We start from the raw sequence: 23204 nt of genomic DNA on the forward strand, positions 1-23204 counted from the left end.
TAGGGGTAAATACGAGGGATTTGCTTTAATGGGACGGGAAAAAATATGAAAGAAGGAAGAGAAAGCGCAAAAACCGGGGGGTAGCGGAAGACCACAGGTCTGGAGCGTAGGGGGGCCGGACAAAAAAACGCCGTTTCTGGAAAATAGGCCTGGAAACAGCCCCCCCCTCCTAATGAGAAATTGTAAGTTTAAACTCGGTCTCCCAGCGCTCCTCGCTTTTCAGGCTCAGGGCCAGGGCGGGCATGAGGCAGGTGGATTGGTACTGGTCTGTCACGGTATCACGGATTTTTAACTTCGTGCGGATGGGTAAAATCCAGGCGTTAAAATCCCGGTCTGCGGTAAGGCCCAGGGTAAGTTCATTTTTGATGTCACGGAATTCAATGCCCCGGACATTGCTAATCTCTGCGCCCCCTCGTATAGCCGGCTCCGGGTCCTGGGCATGGGAGCGGTATACCTTGAGAAGTTCCTCCCCGTCTCCGGAAAAAGACAGATCAAGCTGGGGTATGAACTTAAAGGACGACTGAGCTTCACCCCGGTTGATTAGAGCGTAGCGTACCATTAGGGTATCCTGTTTCAGCACATAACTCTTTTCAATTTCAATCCAGGAAAGATACGGGGTGGTCCCGGCTTGTTTGTTGACCGGGAGGCGGAAGGCGGCTTTTCCGTGGGATCGATCCATCTCCACAAGCTCGTAGCTGTCCTTACCGCAGAACCGGGAAGCGGCAAAACGTCCCTCCAGGGCATCCTTGAAGGAAAAGTCCGGGGGTACCAGGCGGTCCACAAAGGCAGTCCTCCGGTAACCGTCCTCAATTCCTGGTTCCATCTGGAGTGTATCAAGGCGGCGGGAAAAGGTGTCCAGGTAATTCCAGGTTTTGGGAAGGTAATCAAGTTCAAAAATGCTGGCCCCGGAGCTTTTTACATAGCAGTTAATGTTTCTGTCCTGGAAGAGATATTCAGGCCGGCCGTCAAGATCAAAATCAAAGGCCAGCAGGGAAGGGACAAACTTTCCCCCGGTCCGGCATATCTTTTCTGCGGCCAAGATGGACTTGTAAGCAGCTTTTCTGAAGGAGGAACGGCGAATGCCGCCGTGGGTATCGGCATCACAGAACAGGGAATAGCCCTGGGCTTTCCAAAGTTCTTCCCGGGCGCTCTGCTTCCGGGATTTATCCCCCCGCAGTTGATTGATCTGAGAATGGGTGAATATCATCTTCACGTAAATCCCATTGGCTTCGGGGAAGGCGATTAAAAACTTCCTTTCCTGATCCCCTGGGAAATAGGCCTTTTTAAGCTTTCCCTGGGTTTTATATACCTTTCCCGGGGTGGTGAATTCCAGGTTTTTTGAAGCCTCAGCCAGGGCTTCAAAAAACCGCCCGTAGGTAGTTTCAGGGGTTTCCCCGGGATCCTCAGGGTGCAGCTGATTCGGAAAAACCGTAACCAGGGCGCCGGGGCTCAGATTCCGGATCAGGCGCTCCAGGACTGCCTTGGGGTTCTCCCGGGTAAATTCCCAGCTCAAGGCGGCGGCCAGGGGGAACACGGTGCTGATCTTCCCCTGGTTTTCACTAATAACTGGGGCGCTTAGGCCTGCTTGGTCCGGGCTTTCAGGTACGCCGAAATGATCCTCGTCTAAAAAAGTATAGCCCATGCCACAGGTATTCAGGACCCCCACCAGCTGTTGTTCCCAGGCAGCTCCGGGGATCCAGCAGCCCTGGGGCCGTTTACCGAATTTTTTACGGAGGTAGGCGGTTAGCATTTCTATCTGCCCTATCTTATCTGATTGGGGCAGTAGGGGCATCATGGGTTCATAGAATCCCCCGCCCAGAATTTCCACCTGTTTCCGGGAAATCATATCCCCCAGGAGCATGGTTAATTCAGGATGGGAATTTTCAAGCCAGGTGAGCAGGGACCCCGAATAGTGCAGCGCCGCAGGGATCTTAGGGTATTGATTAAGGGTCTGAATGAACGGCTTCAACCGGGTGGCGTACAGGTATTCTCCCTCATCATCGCCTGAGCCAATGGGAATATGATTATGCGAACCTAAAATAAAACCCGGTTTCTCGTTCATTTTTTTATTATTTTCCTATTGCAGCCTATTCTATACTATTTTCTCTTACCTGAGAAGCGACGCCCAAGGAAAATTGAAAAAAATCCACCCTGGGGCAGTAGCCCGCCTAAACCCCTAGAAAACCCCCAAAACCCGGAGGAAAATAGCCGAAATAGAGGAAAAGATCAGGGAAAGGAGCCCCATGGATATGAGGATCAGGGGAGAACCCCGCAGGACCCGGGGAACCGCTTCCAGGGAAGACCGTTTCCGTATCTCCCGGAGGATCAGCACCGACACCAGGCAGCCCAGGGTAAAGCCCAGGTCCAGTACCACCGCCTCCACGAAGCTTAGGGCCAAACGCAGGGTAAGCAGCAACGCCCCCAGGGCCAAGCCGTTACCCGAGGAAAGGGAGCTGAAAAATTTCAGATCCGGAAAACCGCCGGCTCCCCCGGATTTTTTCTGTTTCCAGCGCCTTCCCCCGGGGGAAAAGAGATAATCAAAAAGCAGTTCAAGCCCTGTTAAGGCCGCTGCGACTGCGGGGAAAAGCAGAAAGGACTCGAGAAACCCGAAGGCAGGAGCGCTCAGGATAAACGTAAAAAAAAGCCACAGGATTAGTACGGTTAAAAAAAGGATGATCCATTGCCGGGGGGAAAAAGTTTTCCCGTCATTGCGATCCGCAATAATGTCGGAAAGCCCAAGCCCTGTCTGGAGCATCAAGTTCAGGGAAAGGCCGGAAAAAATTGCCAGGGCGCCCAGGGCGATCATTGATCATCCTCCCACTGTTTCTTGAAACGCCTGAAGAGGGCAAGGCCGTAACCCAGGAGCAGGAGCCCCCCGGAGGAACCGACGATTATCGAAATAGGGAAGTACAGATCATCCCCCAGGCGGAATAGTTCTACTATGCCTTGGGATCCTCCGGGAAGAGAAAGGGAACCGAAACCCAGGGGTTCCCTGATCAAGGCCATGGCGATGAACAACCCCCCCAGGACCAGGGCTTCTATCAGGGACTTGGTGATAGCTTCTTCGGGTTCAATGTCCGCTATACGCCGGCATACCCCTGACCCGATGAAGGACAGGGGAACCAGGATGATTATAAAAAGTGTTTCCATTGCCAAATAGGGGCTGATAAAATAAAAAAGCATGAGGTATATGCTGCTCAAAAAACTGGACAGAAACACCCAGACTATATCCCGCCCCTTTAAAGGCAGTATGGGTTTCGCGAAGGCCGCTACAAGCGCGGCGATCCCATACACCCAGATCAGGGCCCCTGCGGCGGTGATGGCAAAAGCCAGCCGCGCCGAGGCTATGATCATCAAGGCGGCGCTGGCAAGGGTGGAAAGAGGGGCGTTACTCCCCCAAAAGGGATGGGATTCCCGTTTAGCGCTCATTTTCATCCCCCCGGCTGTTTCGTATGATGGCCTCACCAGCCTCAATACGCCGTATATGGGTTTGCAGCTCCCCCGGGGGCAGCCGTTCCAGCAAACGGGCCGAATGGGCGCCAAGGGGAATTGGGGGGCCCAGTTCCCCTTGGGGGGAAATCAACACCACAAAGGGGGCCAGGATGCCCCCGGACATAAACGAAAAAACTGCCGCACTGCCCTTGCCATCCTCCAGGGTATACCAGCTGCCAATTTGGGAAAGTTTCCCCGCCTTCCACCGCTTAAGCTTTCCTCCAAAGGCAAGGGGGCCTTCCAGTTCCCGGGATTCTCCGGCAGCCAAAATAGAACGGTTAATATTTCTGATAACGAACCTGGTCCGTACCGGTTGGGTGAGGAACCAGGTCAAGCCGCCTATGAGAAACAATCCGGCTAGCCAGCCCAGGAAGATACCCGCCTCTTTCAACTTGCCCGTGATTTCCGGAGATCCAAAAAGCGTCATAGCCGGTCCTCCCCTGGGGGAATTTCACCGGAACTTCTCCTGCTGAAACCAAGGTCGGAAGTACCATCATGAAGGTAGAGCCTCCGGGTCTCAAAGTACCGTAATAGGGGAATAAGGGCATTGATCAGGAGAGTTGCGAAAAAGGCGCCGTAGGGTTCAACCCCCCGGTAACGGAACACAAAACTGAAAAAACCCGCCAGCACCGAGGCCGCCAGAACGCCGATATGGGACTTTGGCCCCGTGGAGGGATCCGCTGCCAGCAGAAATGCTGCGACCAAGGTTCCCCCGGTGAAAAAACCGAAAAGTATATCCCCGTTACCCCGGAGATCCCCAAAGGGCAGGCCGCCAAAAAGCCGGATGAGCAAACCAAATATTCCCAGAAAGGAAAGGGGAACCCAGGCATGGCTTACCTGGCTGGCGCTAATAATAATCGTCCCAAGGAGGAGGGCCAGCACCCCCCGGTCGGCGATAATGCCCGGACCGGAATACACCAGTAGATCGATATACCCCCCGGGAAGCTCCGCCCCAGTGATCGAAAAAATAGTTTTATTAAGGAAGGGCGTAAGAATACTATCCAGTGTACCGGGAGCGAAAATCTCTGCTCCTGCATTAATAATTTCCAGAGGCGAACCATGGGCGGCGCCTGCATTCAGACTGTTCGTAAGAACACCCAGGGAGGAACCTTCCAATGCGGCATTGAACGCCCCGGGCCAGCCGAAACGGACAAAGAGCCAACCCCCCAGGGCGGGATTAACCCAATTGGTCCCCAGCCCGCCAAAACTGTGCTTAACCACCAGCATGGCGAAGAGGGCGCCCAGGAAGGCAAGGAAGGGGTGTATATGATTGGGCAAGAGCAGCGTCAAGATCAGTGCTGAAGCCACGGCGCTGCCATCCTGAAAAACGGCCCCGGGAATTGTCCGGCCTGAAACATGGCTTATCAGCAGTTCTGCCATCAGAGCGCCGAGTACCGCAAAAAGGGCAATGAACATCGAAGAAAACCCATCGGTCAGGGATGATTGCAAGATGGTGAACCCCGCACAAATACTAACCAGCCACATCCGGGCGGAGGTGGAACGGGCCAGGTTTATCTGGGGTTTCTGAAAAGGCTGGGGGAATAAACTCCGGAACCAGGGCGTGATTTTAGACATCAGTGGCCCCTCCGGGAGCTGTTTTCCGTTACTTGCAACGTAGTCTCCCGCGCTACTTGCAACGTAGTTTCCCGCGCTACTTGCAACGAAGTTTCCCGCGCAAATTGCAACGAAGTTTCCCGCGCAGCATTGGTGATCACCGTACTCAGGGGCAGCCGTGAAGGGCAAACCAGTTCACAACAGCCGCAGCCGTGACATTTACCCGCCGACGACTCCAGTAGTTTTACCGGATCAGAAGAAGGAAAACGGACAGATATTTCATCCTGATCATCTTTCATCTCCAGGGAAACCCCGACGGCCTTAAAAAGTTCCTCCGGGTCCAAGCCCACAGGGCACACGGCCCGGCATTCCCCGCAGCTGATACAGCTCCCTGAGCGGCTTCCCCCTGTCTGGCCTTCCAGCAGGGCAAATATGGCGTAGCTGGTTTTGATAACCGGCTCATCCAGGTCCGTCACGGTGCGGCCCAACAGGGGGGAGCCTGAGGCTATCCGTTTCGGTTTGTCAATAAAGCCGCCGCATTCGTCAAAGAGTTCCCCCATACGGGTGCCGATTCGTACCTTCATCACCTGGGGATGGACCACTGCGGATCCGCCTACTGCAATATACCGGTCCAGAATGGGTTTTTTCAGTTTGACCGCATCGTAAATCGCCGCCAGGGTAGCCGGCCCCAGGGGCAGGATGGAACCCAGTTCAAAATTTTCTTTCTTGGCATACATGCGGAGAACCATTTCTAGTTCCCGCCGGTTTCGTTGGGGATACCGGGAACCCACCAGGGCAACCGATGCGGGGATATCATAGGAAGCCGCTTCCGCAAGGAACAATTCCCCCAGTTCCCGTTCCTTCCGGGAAATCGCATAAATGATGCGATCCGCCTTTCCCGCCTTGCCCGCAATGACGCTGCCCTCCACCACTACCTTGAGCCGTTCCTTGCAGAGCACATAATCTGCCGCAAGCCAAGGATCATCAAATACGCAGTTGACCACCAGGGCATGGGGCTCCTCCAGGGCGCAAAAAACTGACAGGAGTTCCGACACCGAAAGGCCGGACCCTTCCATCTCCACCACCCCATATTCTGCAATAAGCCCCTGGAGTTCCCGGGGGGACAGGCCTTCCCAGGGATACTCCTCCTCCCGGCGGCCCAGTTTATCAAAGGCCCCTTCCAGGCGTATTACCAGGGCGTCATTGGGGTACCCTTCGAGCATATCCCAGGAAACGGTACGCACCACCCTACCCGGCACGGTGGCGTGGACATTTGCCAAACCCGCTCCCCCCTGGCCGATAAGCATCCCCTCTTTAACCAAATCCCCGCTTTTCACCACCGGTACAGCCCGGCCTCCGGAAGAAACTACACCGGAAGTTCCGGTTTGCTGAACCAGGGGTATGATGGACAGGGCCGGCAGAAAGGCGGTTACACTGGCATCCCGGGAAGGGGCAAAGGGATCCTCATAATGAATCCCCCCCCGGGGGAATGAATAGACTCGTTGTTTTCCTATCATGCGGCGATCCGTTTATCCATATATTTTGAAAGTTTACCCCTTGTACTATGCCCCCGCCGGTCCCAAAAAATCAGGGGAATGCAGAGGCCCAGGCCAATCAGGGCTGAAAACAGATCCCCATGACCGGATCCTCCTGGGACACCCCCGGCAGGAGAAACCATTCCACCATCAGTATAGGAGTAATGGTCAAGAAAATCTATCAGTCCCTCCAGGGGGAAGGGGGGAATCGCGTCCACCGAAGAAGCCACAGTTTCGCCGAAAACAAGAGTTTCGGGAAGACCGGCGATGAGCCCGTCCGTCCCAAGGGAATAGCGCCCATACCCGGAGCCCTGGCCCGGAGCTGTATTATACAGGGGGAGGAAGGAGAATTGGCTTTGAAACTCCCCATGCTTCCGGTAAATCTCGGCATTGATATTCCGCCGAGTATCCCAATCCCTTCCCCGCCCCAGGCTTGTACCAGCCGACGAGGCATTGAAAAGGGGCCCCAAAAACAGCAAGGCCAGGGAAGCCAGGGCAAAGGGGAACAGTATTCGGGAATATAATGGCGGTTTAAGGGCAATATCCGTAATCTGAACCGGAAGAAACCGTATGTGTCCCTGGTTTGCCCCGCGATTCGATTCGCTCCAGAGGGAAAGCCCCAGGAGGAACAGGAAAAAAACTGTTTCAAGAAGAAAAATGAGAGGCCCAAGCCCCCCTAAAATGGCAATAGCCCCGCAGGCCCCCAGGAATACCGCACCAAGTACCCAGAAATCCCTAAAGTAATTGAATAATTTCCTGAGGGAGGCCGGGCTGGAACCCCCCTGCGCGGGAAACTCCGTTGCAAGTGGCGCGGGGAACTTGCCGACTGAAGTCGGGCCGACTTCAGTCGGCGTTGCAAGTGCCGCCTTTTCATAACGCCGGGAGATAAAATATTCCCGAACCGGTTCCCCCAGCAGCCGTGAAAGTGCGGCCTGGGCTGCAATGAGGGCAAACCCAGGAACCCCCATCCCCGCCAGGACTGCCCAGAGGGGGAGGAAAAGGGCGGTAATCAGGGGAGCCGCCGAAAAGAACAGGGTAATGGCCGCAGCAACCAGGAAAAGAAGGGCCGGTAACAATAGGGAGCGGGGGGCTGTAAGGACTTCAAGGGAAAAGGGGATGTTTTTTAAAGCCGCCCCGACCCGGTCCTCCATACCCAGTCTGAGGGGGATAAAGAGCCGCCGTTTCCCCCGGGAAACAAAAAAGGAACGAAGCTTTTCCGCATACCCGTCATCCCGGGGATCAAAGGGCTCCACCCGGTCCCTATAAGCTTCCAGGGGCACCTTCTCCATTTCCCCAAAATCGTCCAGCAGCACCCACTGGGTGGATTCCCCGATGGAATCCCTTACCCCCTGGCCTTCCAGCAGATCCCGGATAAGGCTGTCCGGGTAGGAAGCGTCCAGACTAAGCAGGGCATAGGCCTTTCCTGACCCCCCGATGCTTCGCGGCACTTCCCGCGTTCCGGTTAAAGCCGGCGCTGTCTGGGGCACGCCATAGTTTATGAGAAAGAACAAACCCCCAAGAATCAGAGAGACTGCCATTGAAAGTACAAGCGATTTTAGAAAAGACATGAACCGAAAAACCTACAGAAAAGCGTATGCCGCAGCAATAAATATACCCAAAAGCGCCCCAACAACCACTTCCAGAGGGGCGTGCCCCTGTACCTCTTTGACCGCATGGTACTCAATGCCCAGTCGGTCCTCCATACTATGCCCCAAATTGTTGAGGGATTTAGCCTGCATACCCGATGAACGGCGAACCCCCATGGCATCCCTCATAACGATGAGGGACATAAAAAAGGACACCGCAAACAGGTTGGAACGTACTCCTTCTATAATAGCTATTGATGTGGTCATTGCGGATACCATAGACGCATGGCTTGAGGGCATACCCCCGGTGCGCCAGATTATGGTTTCCAACAGTTCCCTGCCGTTTCTTTTTTTTGTCTTAAGCAACAACACCACAGCCTTGACCATCTGGGCTAAGAACCAACTGGTAACGGCGGATAAAAAAATGGGACTTTCGACAAAAAACTCAATCGAGTCGGTCCGTACTGACATTGCCAAAGACATTATTGATTAACAATTCCCTAGGAAAGGGAATTTGTCAATATGGTAATGCAGTAATGCCAGAGTCTATTTAACGAATAGTGGCTCATTCTCCGGGAGGGACGGGGATGCAAGCACCAACATGTTGAGTCCGCCTCCGTCAGCCCCGCTTTGCGGGTCTGCTACCTCCCTCGCGCAAGCGAGTTTTTGGGAATTCCATAGACGCCCCCAGGAACATCCCCGCCCCTCCCGGAGGCTTGGGTCAATATAGAAAACAGGTATTGCGTTTTGTTTGTTTAGGGGCTTGCCTCTATCCCTGTATACCTAACATAAAGGGCTGCTATTTCAACGGTAAGGAATACCTGGGAATTGCTGATGGCTCTGGTTTTTATGTTCCTGGGGGGGTATATTTTCTTATGCTTCCTTTTCTGACCCTGACAGCTGCTGCTGACGATGATGATCGCCGGCTGGACCGTATTTTGCGTAAGGCCCTGCCGGATATGCCCCTCTCGGCGGTCCACCGGCTTTTACGCAAGGGGCGGGTTCTGGTAAACGGCACCCCAGGGAAGGCCGCTGACCGGATACGGGCCGGCTCGGTGATACAGATACGGGACGAAAAAGCAAACGCCAACCCTCAGGCACCGGGCAGGGAGACGAAAAGCGGGGAATCATTGCCGGACCTGGACATACTCTGGGAAGGGCCGGAGTTCCTGGCCCTGAATAAGCCCGCAGGCTTGGCAGCCCACGGCCCGGAAAGCCTGGAAACCCGGGTACAGGTTTACCTGGCGGATAAACTCCCCCCATCCCTTTCCTTTAAACCCGGGCCCCTCCACCGGCTGGACAAGCCCACCAGCGGGATCATCCTTTTCTCAAAAAGCCTGGAAGGCGCCCGGTATTTCAGTGGTTTGTTTCAGGAACGGAACATACGGAAGCAATACCTTGCCCTATTGGAGGGGGTTCTGGAAAGGGACGAAACCTGGGAGGATGTCCTGATCAGAGACCGGGAAAGCCGGAAAAGCTTCACCGCCCCAGAAGCCGCCGGGAACGCCGGCCCCGAAACAGGGCGTATTGCCCGGACCCGGTCCTTTCCCCTGGCTGCAAAGGGTGGTTATACCCTGGTTATACTGGAATTGGACACCGGCAGGACCCACCAGATCCGCGCCCAGGCCGCTGCCCGGGGCCACCCCCTGGCTGGGGACCGCAAATACGGCGGTAGGCCAGAGCAAGTCGGGCTTCTGCTCCACGCCTGGAAGCTGGAATTGCCGGAAGAGGCTGAGCCCCTGGCTGGGCAGAAAGCCTTACCGGAAATGCCCCATCATCTGGAGGCGCCGCTGCCGGAAAATTTCAGACGGCGCATACGGGAGCTGTTCGGAGAAGGGGTGCTTGACAGTATAGGCTGCAATACTAAAAAATGAGCGCAAAAGAACGAGGAGAAGCTATATGAACGTAAAAAACAAGGCAAGGCGGACGGTAAGTTCCCTGCTGGCGGTACTGCTGGTATTTTTGGCAGGCTGCGCAAGTACTGGAGGCGGAGGCGGCAGTTCCACGGTGGATATTGCCATTTTTGCAAGTTCGGATATCCATAATTACTATTTGGATTATGACTACTTTACCGATTTGCCCACGGAACAAAACGGGCTGGTCCGGCTTGCGTCGGCCATGATTGAGGAGCGGAAAACCAATCCCAATGTGCTCTATTTTGATAACGGCGACTTTATCCAGGGGAACCCCTTTGGGGAATACCTGTCAAAGAACCCACCCCAAAAGGGGGCCATCAGCCCCATCATGACCCTGCTCAACGCGCTGAAAACCGACGCTATGACCACGGGGAACCATGAATTTAACTTCGGCCTGCCCTACCTGGATACGGTTATCAAGGGGGCCAAGTTCCCCGTGGTATGCGCCAATGTGGTAAAGGCCGGTACCGAGGAGCCCTATTTCCGCCCCTATGCCATCCTGAACCGGACTTTCCTGGATACGGCGGGTAAACGCCAGCGTATCAAGATAGGGGTCCTGGGACTCACTCCCCCCCAGATTATAACCTGGGACGGTTCCCTGCTCCAGGGCAAGGTAGAAACCCGGGACGGCTATGAAACGGCGAAACGGTATATACCGGAAATCAAGGCAGCCGGGGCGGATATCATCGTAGTTTTGGCCCATTCGGGGCTGGTGGACTTTCCCCATAAGGGGGGCGAAGAAAACTTCGGCTACTATATCAGTGAAATTCCCGGGGTGGATGTGCTTATCACCGGCCACGTGCACCAGAAATTCCCCAGTTCAGCCTATACCAGCCTTGCGGGGGCGGATATTGAAAAGGGGACGGTTAACGGTATCCCCACGGTCATGCCCGGCAGTTTTGCCGACACCCTGGGGCTTGTCAACCTGCGCCTTACCCGGCAGGACGGTACCTGGAAGCGGGAAGACGGGGGTTCCCGGCTGCTGCCCCTCTACGATGCGGCGGCTAAAAAGAGCAATTACCCTGCGGACAGCGGTTTAAGCAGCCTTTTGGCGAAGGAACATGAGGCGGTCCTGGCCTACATACGGTCCCCGGTGGGTTCCGAAGAGGGAGGCGCCACCGCCGGCGGCAGCCTTACCGCCCCCTTAAACAGTTTCTTCTCCGTGGTGCGGGATGATTATACGGTACAGATCATCAATGAGGCCCAAATCTACTATGCCCGTGAGGTGTTGGCGGGAACTGAATACGCTGCCCTGCCCATCCTTTCCGCAGCGGCTCCCTTCAAGGCCGGCGGCAGGCAGGGGCCCAAGTACTATACCAATATACCCGCCGGCCCCCTGGCGATTAAAAACATTGCCGACCTCTACGTGTATTCAAATACCGTGGTCATCCTGAAACTAAACGGCGCGGAGGTCAAGGAATGGCTGGAAATGAGCGCAGGCCAGTTCAATCAGGTCAATCCCCGTTCTCAGGAAGCCCAATACCTTATCAATGACGACTTCCCCACCTACCTCTTCGATGTTATCGACGGCGTCAGCTACAAAATCGATATCACCCAGCCGGCCCGGTACAACCCCAACGGCAGTATGCGGGATCAGGCTTCAGAACGGATCAAAGATCTCCGTTTCCAGGATAAACCCATCGACCCAGCCCAGGAATTTGCGGTGGTTTCCAATAACTATCGGTCCTACGGGGGCGGCAACTTCCCCAACGTCGGCCCTGCAAAGATCATCCTCGCTTCACCGGATGAAAGCCGCCAGGTTATCCTGAAATATATGGAGCTTAAACAGGAAATAGTCCCCCAATGGGACGACAACTGGTCCCTGGCCCTGCCCTCGGGCTCAGGTCCCCTGCTTTTCCTCAGTTCCCCCCAGGCCCAGGATTTCCTGCTTCCGGGTATTAGCTACGAAGGAACTAACGAAGCGGGTTACGGGATTTACCGGATACAGCCCTAAGCGCTACCCGGATTTCCCGGAAATGCCGCAAGTCGGAGCTGACAGAGCTCCGACTTGCGGCACCCATCCGTCTTGACAGGAAACTTAAATCCCCCTGATGATTAAAGGTAGGGAGACTAAAATGAGTACACTTGATATATACCGGAAACGATGGGAAGGGGTAAGGAAAACAATGCAGGAGCAAGGGATTAGTTCCTTGCTCCTAGGTCCGGGTTCTGATTTATATTACCTTACTGGCTTTTTCGGGCATATCTCTGAACGGCTGACCTGTTTTATCCTGACCCATGATGATGCTTTTTTTCTCTACCCTGGTTTTGAAAAGAACCGTATCAATCCGGAACTGGCGGATCTGGCGGAATGCCGGGCCCATACCGATGGGGATGATCCCCATGGAATCCTTGTTTCTTTTATAAAGGAAAAAGCCGGAACCGCCGCAATAGATAACCGTATGTGGGCGGAAACCCTCATCAAGATACAGGAACGGCTCCCCTCATATCGCTGGGATCTTGCATCCCGGATTATCTCCCCCATGCGAATGTGCAAAGATGAGGAAGAGTACCGCTGCCTCAAGGAGGCCCAACTCAAGGCCGGCAGGGCATTGGGGGAACTCTACAAATGGGGCCTTGAGGGGCGTACCGAAAAGGAAGCGGCGGTAAAACTTACCGAATTCTGCACCCGGGAGGGGCTTAAAAAGGCATCCTGGGGTCCAATAGTGGCTTCAGGCCCCAGCGGAGAAAGCCCCCACCATTCTACCGGGGACCGGATCATCAAGAAAGGAGATCCGGTGATTATCGACTTCGGGGGGGTATACCTGGGCTACCAGGCGGATATGACCCGGACCCCGGTAATCGGCAAGGCTGACGGGAAATTTAAAGAAGTGTATGAAACCGTGCTTAGGGCAAACCAAGCCGCTTTTCAAGCAGCCAAGCCCGAAGCGCCCTGTGAAACGGTGGATGCTGCCGCCCGGGGAGTGATAGACCAGGCGGGGTATGGGGAATTTTTTACCCACCGTTTGGGGCATGGCCTGGGGTTGGATATTCACGAAGACCCCTATATGGTACGGGGCAATACCCTACCCATAAAAGCGGGGATGAGCTTTTCCGATGAACCGGGGATATACCTGCCGGGAAAATTCGGCGTTAGGATAGAGGATATCCTTTTTATAGGGCAGAACGGGGCGGAACGGCTGACAGAATTCCCCCTTACTTTTATGGAATTATAATGAGCCAAGAGGGGACCGGGATAAACCTGAAAGCTTAAATCCCCGCGGCCCTTGTAAGAACGCGCTCCTGCCCCCTATAATAAGCTCATGATCCTTGATTTTCTGTTCCTGCCCCTACGGAGAATCCGCATCTTCGCCCTCATTGGAGAAAGCGGGACCGGAAAGAGTTTCCGGGCCAAGCTTGTGGCAGAAAAATACGGGATCGAGTATATCATCGACGACGGGCTCCTGATCCGGGATAACCGTATCCTGGCAGGTCATTCAGCCAAAAAGGAAAAGACCTTTATGGCCGCAGTAAAGGTGGCCCTTTTTGACGAGAAGGGGCAGCGGGACGAGGTGGCCAGGAAGCTCCAGACTGAAAAAACCAAGAAGATACTTATTCTGGGAACCTCTGAAAAAATGGTAAATAAGATCGCCACCCGGCTCCAATTGCCCGCTATCAGCAAGATCATCAAGATTGAGGATATCGCCACCCAGGAAGAAATTGAACGGGCCATACGGACCCGAAAGATCGAAGGAAAACATGTAATTCCCGTGCCCTCCATTGAGGTAAAGCGGAACTACCCCAATATTTTTTACGATGCCATCAGGATATTCAAACACCGGAAGGGCGGCGCCCCGGGTACGGGGGTGCATGAAAAATCGGTGGTACGGCCTGAGTATTCAAAACGGGGAAAAGTGATCATCTCCGAGACGGCCCTGAGCCAGATGGTAATCCACTGCGTGGATGAGTATAATCAGAACATCAGAATTAAAAAAATAGTAGTGAAAGATGACGAAGCAGGATACCGGCTGGTAATTACCATTGATGTGCCCTATGGGACCCAGTTAGGGGGAAATATTCATGAGCTGCAGCAATATATTATTGATAACATTGAGCGGTATACGGGGATTTTGATTGAAGAGGTTAACATCATTATTGATAAATTTATCCAGAGCGGCGGGGCTTAGAGAATGGGAGGATTTGATGAAAAAAAGTATTGCTGCGGCATTGGTGCTTTTTGGACTAACAGGGATACTGTCGGCCCAGGATTTTGATTATGCTTGGGACGACCTTGACTATGACTGGGACACGGAAATAGAGGAACCCCCGGATTTTGTAGACCCCTACGCCCCCGCCACTCAGGTGCCAACTCAGGCAGCTCCGGCCCCTTCCCCGGCCCCCATGCAAACTGCGCCCGCCCCGGCAGCAGCGCCTCCCGCACCGGTTGCGCCATCCCCGCCCCCCAGACAAGCGGCGCCCTCCCCTGCTGCACCGGCTCCGATAGCGGCGCCAACCCAGGCCCAGGATTTTGATTATGCCTGGGACGACTCTGAATATGACTGGAACATGGTAATAGAGGAGCCCCCGGATTTTGTTGACCCCTACGCCCCCGCCACGCCAACCCCGGTTGCTCCCGCCACACCGGCGCCTGCTCCCACCCCTCAGGCGCCCGCTCAGCTTGCTCCCGCTCCGGTTACGCCCCCCGCAACGCCGCCGTTTGATCCGGCCCCCGCTCCCAGACAGGCCTCCCCTACCCAGTCTGCCCCATCGCCGGTTTTTGCGGAACCCGCGGATAGGCCGACCCCTGTACCGGCGTATATTCCGGCGGAACCGGACCAGCCTACACTCCGGGGAAAGTTTTATACCCTGGTGTATGACGGGGATGAGAAAGACGCAGCATTACTATTAGATGAATTTGAACAGCGTTTCAATATCTATACCCAGCTCTTCCATTTTGACCCGGCCGCCATAACCGGCCCCCTGTTGATCAGGGCCATTGGGGATAATGCAGCCTACGAAGACTATGTAAACACCAAGCTGCATATGGTACCGGAAGGGGCGGTATATATCCACTACAACCAGGAAACCAAGCGGGAACTGGTGATTAACCGAGCGGCGTTCAATGGAGCCTCGGACTCCGGGGATACCTTGCAGACCTTTCTTGCCCACCAGGCCTTTATCCAGTACCTCAGGGCCTTTATCCCCCGCCCGCCCGCCTGGATGCGGGAAGGGTTCGGGATTTTTTTCAGCACCCTGAAATTCGATCCCGCAACAAAGCTGTTAAAGTTTGATGAAAACCTTTCCTGGCTGGACATGGTAAAAAGCTTAGGCGACCAGGCTCCGGAACCGAAGACCCTGCTCCTGGCGGATACCGGAGAATATCCCCCTGAAATAACAGGCCCCTTCCAGGCCGCCTCCTGGGCCTTGGCTTCCTTCCTGGTGAATAACAGTGATGAAAACTATTTCCGCACCCTGGCCGAAGTCTTCATGGTCCTTTCCCCCACAGCCGGGGCCGGTGAGAATGCCCAGGCGGTGGAAAAGCGGCTGACCCTCTGGACCGGCTACGACACCTTTGCTGCGGACTACCGGAATTATCTTGCTTCCCGCAAAACCCTGACAGAACTGTTAGTCGCCGGGCAGAAAGCCTATTCCTCCGGAGACCGTAAAGCTGCGGAGCTAAATTTTACTGAAGCCCGGGCAATAAAGGAGGACCAAGGCGTTCCCTGCTACTACCTGGGACTTTTGGCCTATAATGACAGGGACTTCGCAAAGGCCGGAGAGCTGTTCAATGCCGCCCTGGAATACGGCGTTGACCCGGCCTTGGTCCGCTACGCCCTGGGGCTCAACGCAATATCCGCAGGCCGCAATGCCGAAGGCATAGGCTGGCTGGAACAGGCGGCGGAAGCAGCGCCGGACCGGTACAGAGAAAAGACAGGGAAACTAATCGGACAGCTGCGGCCTTAGGTCAACTTGCCGCCTTCTTCTCTGTTTTACTCAGGTTTCTTGGGGAACCATCCCCGTTCAACCCTTTTGCGCTGGTGGAATAATTCGTTAATACTCCAGAAACAGCAAAAGGCAATGATCCCCAAGATAGAACTGATTAGTATATTTTTAACGAGCAATGAAATTGTACATAATATAATTCCGGCTATAAGAAAGGCCGGCCAAATTTTTACCCCAAAATGGTATTCGCCATATATAATAAGAGGATGAAACAGGCCGATTATCATAAACGAGACGAAGCCAACAATTATCCCATATAACGACACGTAAATTTCCTCACATTGCAGGCTTTATTCCCCGCTGTTCCCCGAATCCGGCTTGGGCGCAGTATTACTGCGGGACCGGTGTCTGCGGCGGCGTTTCCTCATCGGTTCGGCAGACGGGGAAAGGGCCGCCGCTGGGACGAGGGGGCCGGGAAAATCCGCTTCGACAACGGCTTCCCGCTCAGCCATCCGGGGCTTACCCCGTTCAAAGAGGCGTTTTTTCTTGATGGTCTGACCGTGCTCATTGAAGATGAGCCTGACTGCCTGGTCCAGTTCAATCCGGGGGGGGTTCATGGGGAGCACAAACTGCCGGGCGGCCAAAAAGGCGATCTTGTAGTTTTCCGTGAGCCCCGCATCCCAGTCCACAAAGTCGGTCAGGTAATCCCGAATCAGGGCAGCCATGGCTTCCCCGGGTTTGGCCTCACCATCCTGGTTCAGATCAGAAAGGCCCTTCAGATACCGGGAGCGAAATAGTTCATTTTCCTTCATCAACCGGGAAAGGTTGGGCTGAAGGTACTCGTAGAGGCCGAAGGATTCCAGGCTTTCGGTAATCACCGCAGCGCTGGGGGAATGGAGTATCTTGAAAATCTCCTCGGTAAGCCGCGAGGGGGATATGGGGGCCAGGAGATGGGCCTGTTTTTTTATCGTCCAGCGCAGGGTCAGGGGGAGTTTGAAACCCGTAGTGGCGGCGTACTTTACCGCCCGGATCATCCGCACTGGATCGTCCTTAAAAATAAAGGACAGGGGAATAATGGGGCGTATACGTTTTTCCCGTATGTCCTTCATACCCCCCACATAGTCCACCACAACCTGTTTCCCGGGATCGTAAAAAAGGGCGTTCAGAGAAAAATCCCGGCGCAGCACATCCTCTTCAATGGTACCATAGGTATTGCTGGTAGGACCGTCCTTGAGGGAACGGAAGGTGCAGACCTCGAAAATTTTAGGGCCAAAGTACACATGGACCAGCCGGAAACGGCGGCCTATGACCCGGGCGTTGCGGAATATCTTTTTGATCCTGCTGGGGGTGGCATCACTGACGATATCAAAATCCTTGGGTTTCTTGCCCAGCATCAGGTCCCGGACCGCCCCGCCGACTATATACGTTTCAAAGCCGTTAGCCCGCAAACGGGAGGTAATATTTACCGCATCGCTGTCCACATCGGAAAAGTTAATACCATGTTCATTCTGGGTGTAAACAATAGCTTTCTTAACCGGTTTGCCGTCCTGTTCCGCCCCATATCGGATGCGCAAAGGTCCCTCCTTATCAATATTCCTTGCAATGCCGGGTAAGCCAGTCAAGCACACTGGACATCACTTCCTCCCGGTTGGTCTCGTTTAATAGTTCATGCCGGGCATCGGGGTAAACCACGAATTCCAGATCCTTAATTCCCATAGCCCTATAGCCGTTCACCAGGGCGGTAGGGCTTTCCCCCATATCCCCCACCGGGTCGGCGCTGCCGCAAAACACATAGATAGGCAAATTCCGGGGTATCCCTTCCATGGCCTCCCGCCGGTGTGTCCTGTTCAGCCCATCCGTCAGATCCCGGTAAAACCCGGAAGAGCAGAGGTTGCCGCAAAGGGGATCCGCAGCAAAGGCGTCCACCTGTGATTCATCCCGGGAAAGCCAGTCAAAAGGGGTGCGGTTGGGTTTAAAGGGATTATTGTAGGGGCCGTCCCCTAGGGCGAAGGCCAGCTTTGAACCCCTGCGGCTGCCCTTGAAAGCGGCGATAAGCCCCATCACAGAAGCACCAAATGCATATTTCAAGCCCCCGGGGCCTCTGGTTCCTGAAAGCAGACACCCCGCAAGCCGGTCCCCATGGGCTTCAATGTAGCTCTGGGTAAGGAAGGAACCCCAGGAATGGCCCAGGATGAACAGTGGAAGCTCCGGCCGGGCCTGCTTGATAGTATCCACCAGGATATCAAGGTCAGCTACCACCCGGCGGAACCCCTGTTTATCCGCGCAATGCCCCAGGAGGCCGCCCTTACCGGGATCGTTCACTGTACGGTCCGCAGTCAGGCCGTGCCCCCGGGCATCTGCCGCCCAGGACTCAAACCCGGCTTCAGCCAGGCGCAATGCCAGGGGCTCATACCGGCGAGAATGCTCCGCCATACCATGCACAATAAGCACGGTCGCCCGGGGAGAACGGGAGGACATCCAACGCCTGGTAAAAAGCCGTGTACCGTCATCGGTATTTGTCCAACTGGTATTTTTTAAGATCTCTTGAGCCATATAAGTTATGTATTCCCTATACTATTATATCTTACAATATTGATATAATATCCCATAAATGGCAATGGGTGAAATCTTTACTTCTCTGGTCGAACATATAAGCTCAGGCGGAGCGGGTGTCCTGAATTTCCAGGGAAAACGGGTTTTTATGGATTTTACCGCCCCCGGGGACCTGGCTGTAGGGCGGATTATAGAAGACAAGCGCAGTTGGGCCCGGGCGGAACTCCTGGAACTGTCCGAGGCTTCACCGCTCAGGGCCAGCCCGGCCTGCCCCCTCTACGGAACCTGCGGGGGCTGCTCCCTCCAGCACCTGAACTATAAGACCCAGGTCGCGGAAAAGGCGCTCATACTTCAGGACGCCTTCAAGCACATCGGGGGTATTACCCTACCACCTGCTTTCGACTTTATCCCCTCCCCGCCCTGGAACTACCGGAACCGGATGCAATTGCATTGTATTCTCCAAAATCGCCCTCAGGCAAAAAATCACCGGGCCGGGACACATTCCGGACTACTTGCAACGCAGTTCCCCGCGCCTCTTGCAACGCAGTTCCCCGCGCAAAACCGGTTGGGCTTTATGGGCCGGAAAAGCGGCGATATCATCCCGGTTGACCGCTGCCCGGTGGCCGATCCGGGGATAGCTTCGGCCTTGCAGGAAGGCGCCATCCTTCCGCCCCCGGCAAAGGACCGGTTTACCGTCTTTTCATTTGAAACCACCCTTTTGAGCGAAGGAACTATCCGGGGAAAGGCCCAAAGCCGGGGCACGGTAACCCTGCTGGGAAAGGAACTGCGCATGGACGCCGGGGTGTTTTTCCAGAGCAACTGCGGCATGTTGGAACGGCTCATTGGGGATCTGGCCCAAATCGCCGGTACAACAGACCGGACCCTTCCCATGGCGGACCTGTACTGCGGGGTGGGTACCTTCGCAGCCTTCCTGGGGGAACAATTCCCCCGTATCGATCTGGTGGAGGAAAACCCCGAGGCCATAGTCCTGGCCCGGGAAAATATTCGCGGCCAGGATGGGCGGCTATTCGCCCAAACTGGTGATCTCTGGGCAAAGGGCTGTACCATGGACAGCAGCTACGGCTTCATGGTGGCGGACCCGCCCCGGCAGGGCCTGTCCCCGGCACTGCGCCGGGCCCTGGCCGAAAAAGGCCCACCGGTACTGGCCTACGTTTCCTGCGATCCCGGAACCCTGGCCCGGGACTGCGGGGAATTATTAGCCGGGGGGTACCGGCTGGAAATGCTGCGGGGCTACGATTTCTACCCCCAGACTGCGCACATTGAAAGCCTGGCGGTGTTTAGGAAGGGATGATACTTAAAAAATTTCCGGTTTCAAGCGTTTTCCTCTGGCTGCTAATTATGGCCGGCTGCGCAACCACCATCCCGGTGGAGGTAACCCGGCTTCCCACCCTGGATACTGGCGGCATTGAGCGGCTTGCGGTGGAACCCTTTGACCCCGGCGAAACCGGGGCGGCTCAAATTGCCCGGGACTTAACCAACCTGATAAATGAGGCGGTTCTTGCTACAAAAGTATTTACCCTGGTTTCCTGGGAAGAATTTAGTAGGGTCCGAAATTCCGCGGGAAGCTACGCTGGAAGTTCCGCGGGAAGCTACGCTGGAAGTTCCGCGGGAAGCTACGCTGGAAGTTCTGGGGGCAGTATCGCTAACTTTGCGGATGCGGTCATTTCAGGGGAACTCACCAGGTATGAAGCAGCGGTGAATACCCGGCAGGATGAACGGGTAAATGCCCGCGGGCTGAGCTATAAGGTAACCCAGTACAAGCAGGAACTAACCCTGAGCTATGTTTTCAGGCTGACCCGGACCCGGGATGGGTCCGTTATCGGCCAGATTAGCCGGGAAGGTTCCGATGAGGGTGTTTGGGAAGATTCAAGGAATAAGGTTCCCCATGAACGGGATGTGGCAAGGTCGATTATCGCGGATCTAACAAAAACCCTGGGCAAGGATATTGCCCCCTGGAAGGAAAAAGAAAACAGGACCCTGGAAAAGGATAAGGCCCGGGACCCCCGGATGAAGGAAGCCAATTCCCAGGCTAAGGCCCGCCATTACCGTTCCGCCTTTACTATCTATAAAGAAGTTTACCAAGACTCAGGCAACTTTGCCGCCGGATTTAACGCGGCGATCCTTGCAGAAGCCCTGGGGAATCACGGGGAAGCCCTTGAGCTGATGGGCCGGCTTGTGAAAGAGACAGGAAACCCCAGGGCGGGAACGGAACTGGAGCGGATGAAAAGGACCCTGGCTGAAGCCCGGGAGGCGGAGGAAAAGTTTAACTCCCCCTTGGTGGGAGGACCGACAACCAACGCTATCAGAAAGGTATTGGAGGCTTTGCAAACCCAGCTTCCCTGGAACAGCACTATTGCTGTTCTGAACACCGATTCCGCCGACCAGCAGCTCAGCGACTATATCGTTGAAGAGCTGAGCGCCGGATTAGCCAGGACCGTGGGGTTAACCATGGCGGATCGCGGGAAGCTCAGTCTGCGCCGGGCGGAACATCCCGGGGAACTCAGCGATGAAGCGGCTATCTCCATCGGCAGGATGCTTGGCTGCCGGATAGTGATCACCTGCGCGCTAGTCGGGTCCGGCAACCAGCGCCGCCTACTGGTCAAAACCTTCGTGGTTGAAACCGGGGCCCTGACATACCAGGCTTCGGAAGAAATTTAGATCCCCCCGCCCCATGTACCGGTATAGCGCCCGCCCCCCATCATGGGCTATACTAAGCCCCGAGGAGACCACAATGAAACAGACTTTTCTAATGTACGCGAAGTACCTTCAGGACAAGGACAAGAAAATTGCTGCCCTGCTGGACGGGCTTTCCAATGATGAGCGGGAAAAGGACCGGGGAAGCTACTACAAGAGCCTTTCCGGGCTTTTCCGGCACGTAACCGGAGCTCAGGGCTTCTTCCTGGGGACCCTGCAATCATCCCTACCCGGGAACTCCAAGGCGAAATTGGTTCCCTTGCCTGATGCCAAGGCTCTTCCCGAGGGGATTCTAACCGAAGCTCAGTGGAAGGAGCTTAAGGCGTTCAGCGAAAAGGCCGACCAGGCGCTGGTTGATTTTCTCAGCGCCCTAAGCGATGAGGATCTGAAAATCCATGCCAAGTGGTTCAGCGGCGACATGGTTCCCCTGTCCTTCATGCTGAGCCAGCTCCTGGTACATGCGGTGCATCACCAGGGGGCGATATCCCAGATACTGGATGAGATGAAGATCGACAACGACTTCTCCGGCATAGGCGTAAAATTTTTGTAAGAGAGACTTCAAGGCCGGGGGCTTAGAACACCGGAAAGGATTCGAAGCCCGCGTCTTTAAGTCGTAAAATGGTCTGGTTAGGATTTTCCCCCGGGGAAATGGTCACCGCCCAGTAGGTGATGCCGTTTACCAGTTTTTGTGTGACCCCCCCGGTAAATCCCCTGGCAGCAAGCCGGGACACCATGGCTTGGGCGTTTTCCTCCCTGCTGAAAAGGCCGGTTTGCAGGGCCTTAACACCGCTGGAATTTCCGGCCCGGTTAGGGGCAGCCGGGGCGCTATAAGCCTGAGAGGGTTGGGCAAGCGGAGCGGAACGCACCGGGACGGATGCGCTGATCACGGCGTTTTCCCGGCCCGGAAAGAAAAACCACAGGGGCCGGGGGTAAACAGAAACAGCAATACTGTTGGGACCCGCAGGTCCGCTATTCGCAGTATTACTGCCTGAGGCAAGGGCCTCTTCACTTTCCAGGATCCGTGCCTCAGGGCTGTTGGGAAATTCCGAAAGTATCTGAGCCTTGTAACCCGGTGCGGAGAAAATGCGCCAGAAAGTATAGTAAATAGCCGGCCTGAAATCCATAAATTCCGGGTTTCCCAGAAGGGCGTACAGGGTGATGGGGTTTCCGGTGCGGAACACATCGATCTGAGCAGCGATATACCGGGCATCACGGAGTAAAACCTGATCGCCAGCGACATTATCGCTGGCGACCAGGTCGCTGGCCGAACCAAGGATCCCCTGCAGGGCGTCTTCGGCGGCCTCATACTCCCCCAGGGTGAGGAAGCAGAGGGCGGATTCCAGGGAACTGGCATGGTCCCGGTTTTCCGGATCTGCCCGGACAGCTTCAAGCCAGGCCCGGGCAGAGGCATCGATATTTCCCGAAAGCCTCTGGAGCCGGGCCAGCTCTATATAGGCCTCCCGCCTTTCAGCGCCACTCCGGGCAGAATCGGCCAGTTTCCATTCAATAGTCCGAATCTCCTGTTCCAGGGAAAGCTTCACCGGAATATCCGCACTTTGCCCGTGGAGCCCCCCCGCAAGGACAAAGAAGAGGGGCATAAACAGGAAGGACCGGGAACGGAACGCCCGGGAAATATCAATCAATGCCATAAGGTCCGCCATTGGGAAAATCCCCCGGAGCGCCCTTGCCCCGCTTTTTTGGCGGGGGCATACCGGGAATATCAAAAACCGGAAACTCACCGGCCTTTGCCTCCTTATTCTTTTTAGCCCGTCTCAGCTCCATAGAAACTGCGAAGGGAATAGAACAAAGCAGACCGAAAACAAAGGAAGCAAAAATGGGAAGATACACCGGAACCGCCGGCAGGGTAGAAAACCCGAAGGAAATATCGCAGCGGTTATCCAGGTTCAAACCGATAAAAACAAGAAAAATCACCAGGATCAGGACCAGACCAATCAATCTCCAAGGCATAG

22 protein-coding genes are annotated in these 23204 nt (G+C 55.1%); 9 read left to right on the forward strand and 13 right to left on the reverse strand.

Going from position 1 to position 23204, the window contains the following annotated elements:
• Window positions 1-169 precede the first annotated feature (169 nt).
• The 8 genes from TREPR_RS10955 to TREPR_RS10990 form a co-directional block, all read right to left on the reverse strand.
• Window positions 170-2062 (reverse strand): alpha-amylase/4-alpha-glucanotransferase domain-containing protein, encoded by a 1893-nt coding sequence (locus TREPR_RS10955; RefSeq protein ID WP_015708376.1) that lies wholly within the window; start codon window positions 2060-2062, stop codon window positions 170-172.
• A 114-nt stretch (window positions 2063-2176) separates the two neighbouring features.
• Entirely contained in the window at window positions 2177-2806 is a 630-nt protein-coding gene (locus TREPR_RS10960; RefSeq protein WP_015708377.1) for a hypothetical protein, read from the reverse strand.
• Window positions 2803-3429: a hypothetical protein gene (locus tag TREPR_RS10965; RefSeq protein WP_015708378.1), complete on the reverse strand. Its 627-nt coding sequence runs from the start codon at window positions 3427-3429 to the stop codon at window positions 2803-2805. Before TREPR_RS10965 ends, TREPR_RS10960 begins: the two co-directional genes overlap by 4 nt.
• Window positions 3419-3919 carry a hypothetical protein gene (locus TREPR_RS10970; protein WP_015708379.1) on the reverse strand — a complete coding sequence of 167 codons (501 nt, stop codon included), beginning with the start codon at window positions 3917-3919 and terminating at the stop codon, window positions 3419-3421. The genes TREPR_RS10965 and TREPR_RS10970 overlap by 11 nt, the downstream gene beginning before the upstream one ends.
• Window positions 3916-5067, reverse strand: coding sequence for an RnfABCDGE type electron transport complex subunit D (locus TREPR_RS10975; RefSeq protein ID WP_015708380.1), 1152 nt, complete (start codon window positions 5065-5067; stop codon window positions 3916-3918). The genes TREPR_RS10970 and TREPR_RS10975 overlap by 4 nt, the downstream gene beginning before the upstream one ends.
• On the reverse strand, window positions 5067-6563 hold the full coding sequence (locus tag TREPR_RS10980; protein ID WP_015708381.1) for a 4Fe-4S dicluster domain-containing protein: 1497 nt from the start codon (window positions 6561-6563) through the stop codon (window positions 5067-5069). The genes TREPR_RS10975 and TREPR_RS10980 overlap by 1 nt, the downstream gene beginning before the upstream one ends.
• Window positions 6560-8029 (reverse strand): hypothetical protein, encoded by a 1470-nt coding sequence (locus TREPR_RS10985; RefSeq protein WP_015708382.1) that lies wholly within the window; start codon window positions 8027-8029, stop codon window positions 6560-6562. Before TREPR_RS10985 ends, TREPR_RS10980 begins: the two co-directional genes overlap by 4 nt.
• A gap of 132 nt (window positions 8030-8161) precedes the next feature.
• A complete protein-coding gene (locus tag TREPR_RS10990) occupies window positions 8162-8539 on the reverse strand; it encodes a divergent PAP2 family protein (RefSeq protein WP_245534830.1) in 378 nt (125 codons plus the stop codon).
• Between TREPR_RS10990 and TREPR_RS18975 the strand changes: the two genes are divergently transcribed.
• From TREPR_RS18975 to TREPR_RS18645, 6 genes are all read left to right on the forward strand, one after another.
• Complete coding sequence (locus TREPR_RS18975) at window positions 8427-8660, forward strand: hypothetical protein (RefSeq protein ID WP_245534845.1); 234 nt, start codon at window positions 8427-8429, stop codon at window positions 8658-8660. The genes TREPR_RS10990 and TREPR_RS18975 overlap by 113 nt on opposite strands.
• Before the next feature lie 382 nt (window positions 8661-9042).
• Window positions 9043-10041 carry an RluA family pseudouridine synthase gene (locus TREPR_RS10995; protein WP_148257296.1) on the forward strand — a complete coding sequence of 333 codons (999 nt, stop codon included), beginning with the start codon at window positions 9043-9045 and terminating at the stop codon, window positions 10039-10041.
• A 25-nt stretch (window positions 10042-10066) separates the two neighbouring features.
• Window positions 10067-12037 carry a bifunctional 2',3'-cyclic-nucleotide 2'-phosphodiesterase/3'-nucleotidase gene (locus TREPR_RS11000; protein WP_015708385.1) on the forward strand — a complete coding sequence of 657 codons (1971 nt, stop codon included), beginning with the start codon at window positions 10067-10069 and terminating at the stop codon, window positions 12035-12037.
• Window positions 12038-12158: 121 nt separating this feature from the next.
• Complete coding sequence (locus TREPR_RS11005; RefSeq protein WP_015708386.1) at window positions 12159-13259, forward strand: M24 family metallopeptidase; 1101 nt, start codon at window positions 12159-12161, stop codon at window positions 13257-13259.
• An 87-nt stretch (window positions 13260-13346) separates the two neighbouring features.
• On the forward strand, window positions 13347-14210 hold the full coding sequence (locus TREPR_RS11010) for a hypothetical protein (RefSeq protein ID WP_015708387.1): 864 nt from the start codon (window positions 13347-13349) through the stop codon (window positions 14208-14210).
• Between the two features lie 16 nt (window positions 14211-14226).
• On the forward strand, window positions 14227-15987 hold the full coding sequence (locus TREPR_RS18645) for a tetratricopeptide repeat protein (RefSeq protein WP_015708388.1): 1761 nt from the start codon (window positions 14227-14229) through the stop codon (window positions 15985-15987).
• 26 nt (window positions 15988-16013) lie between these two features.
• Here TREPR_RS18645 and TREPR_RS11020 read toward each other — a convergent pair whose 3' ends face one another.
• From TREPR_RS11020 to TREPR_RS11030, 3 genes are read right to left on the reverse strand one after another with little or no spacing between them, the layout of a single operon-like run.
• Window positions 16014-16292, reverse strand: coding sequence for a DUF4491 family protein (locus TREPR_RS11020; RefSeq protein ID WP_041611154.1), 279 nt, complete (start codon window positions 16290-16292; stop codon window positions 16014-16016).
• Window positions 16293-16316: 24 nt separating this feature from the next.
• Window positions 16317-17540 (reverse strand): polynucleotide adenylyltransferase PcnB, encoded by a 1224-nt coding sequence (pcnB, locus tag TREPR_RS11025; RefSeq protein WP_015708390.1) that lies wholly within the window; start codon window positions 17538-17540, stop codon window positions 16317-16319.
• A 13-nt stretch (window positions 17541-17553) separates the two neighbouring features.
• Window positions 17554-18519 (reverse strand): alpha/beta hydrolase, encoded by a 966-nt coding sequence (locus TREPR_RS11030; protein ID WP_015708391.1) that lies wholly within the window; start codon window positions 18517-18519, stop codon window positions 17554-17556.
• Between the two features lie 58 nt (window positions 18520-18577).
• Here TREPR_RS11030 and TREPR_RS11035 point away from each other — a divergent pair, with 58 nt between their 5' ends.
• The 3 genes from TREPR_RS11035 to TREPR_RS11045 all read left to right on the forward strand — a co-directional run bounded on the left by TREPR_RS11035 (window position 18578) and on the right by TREPR_RS11045 (window position 21784).
• A complete protein-coding gene (locus tag TREPR_RS11035; RefSeq protein ID WP_041611155.1) occupies window positions 18578-19831 on the forward strand; it encodes a class I SAM-dependent RNA methyltransferase in 1254 nt (417 codons plus the stop codon).
• Window positions 19828-21198 carry a hypothetical protein gene (locus TREPR_RS11040; RefSeq protein WP_015708393.1) on the forward strand — a complete coding sequence of 457 codons (1371 nt, stop codon included), beginning with the start codon at window positions 19828-19830 and terminating at the stop codon, window positions 21196-21198. Before TREPR_RS11035 ends, TREPR_RS11040 begins: the two co-directional genes overlap by 4 nt.
• Before the next feature lie 73 nt (window positions 21199-21271).
• Window positions 21272-21784, forward strand: a complete 513-nt coding sequence (locus TREPR_RS11045) for a DinB family protein (RefSeq protein ID WP_015708394.1) — start codon at window positions 21272-21274, stop codon at window positions 21782-21784.
• Between the two features lie 22 nt (window positions 21785-21806).
• Here the strand turns inward: TREPR_RS11045 and TREPR_RS11050 are convergent, their stop codons facing one another.
• Both TREPR_RS11050 and TREPR_RS11055 read right to left on the reverse strand, forming a co-directional pair.
• On the reverse strand, window positions 21807-22883 hold the full coding sequence (locus tag TREPR_RS11050) for an SPOR domain-containing protein (protein WP_041611636.1): 1077 nt from the start codon (window positions 22881-22883) through the stop codon (window positions 21807-21809).
• Window positions 22870-23202, reverse strand: a complete 333-nt coding sequence (locus TREPR_RS11055; RefSeq protein WP_015708396.1) for a hypothetical protein — start codon at window positions 23200-23202, stop codon at window positions 22870-22872. Before TREPR_RS11055 ends, TREPR_RS11050 begins: the two co-directional genes overlap by 14 nt.
• Between the last annotated feature and the right edge of the window lie 2 nt (window positions 23203-23204).

Source organism: Treponema primitia ZAS-2 (assembly GCF_000214375.1).
In the GTDB taxonomy this organism is placed as follows: domain Bacteria; phylum Spirochaetota; class Spirochaetia; order Treponematales; family Breznakiellaceae; genus Termitinema; species Termitinema primitia.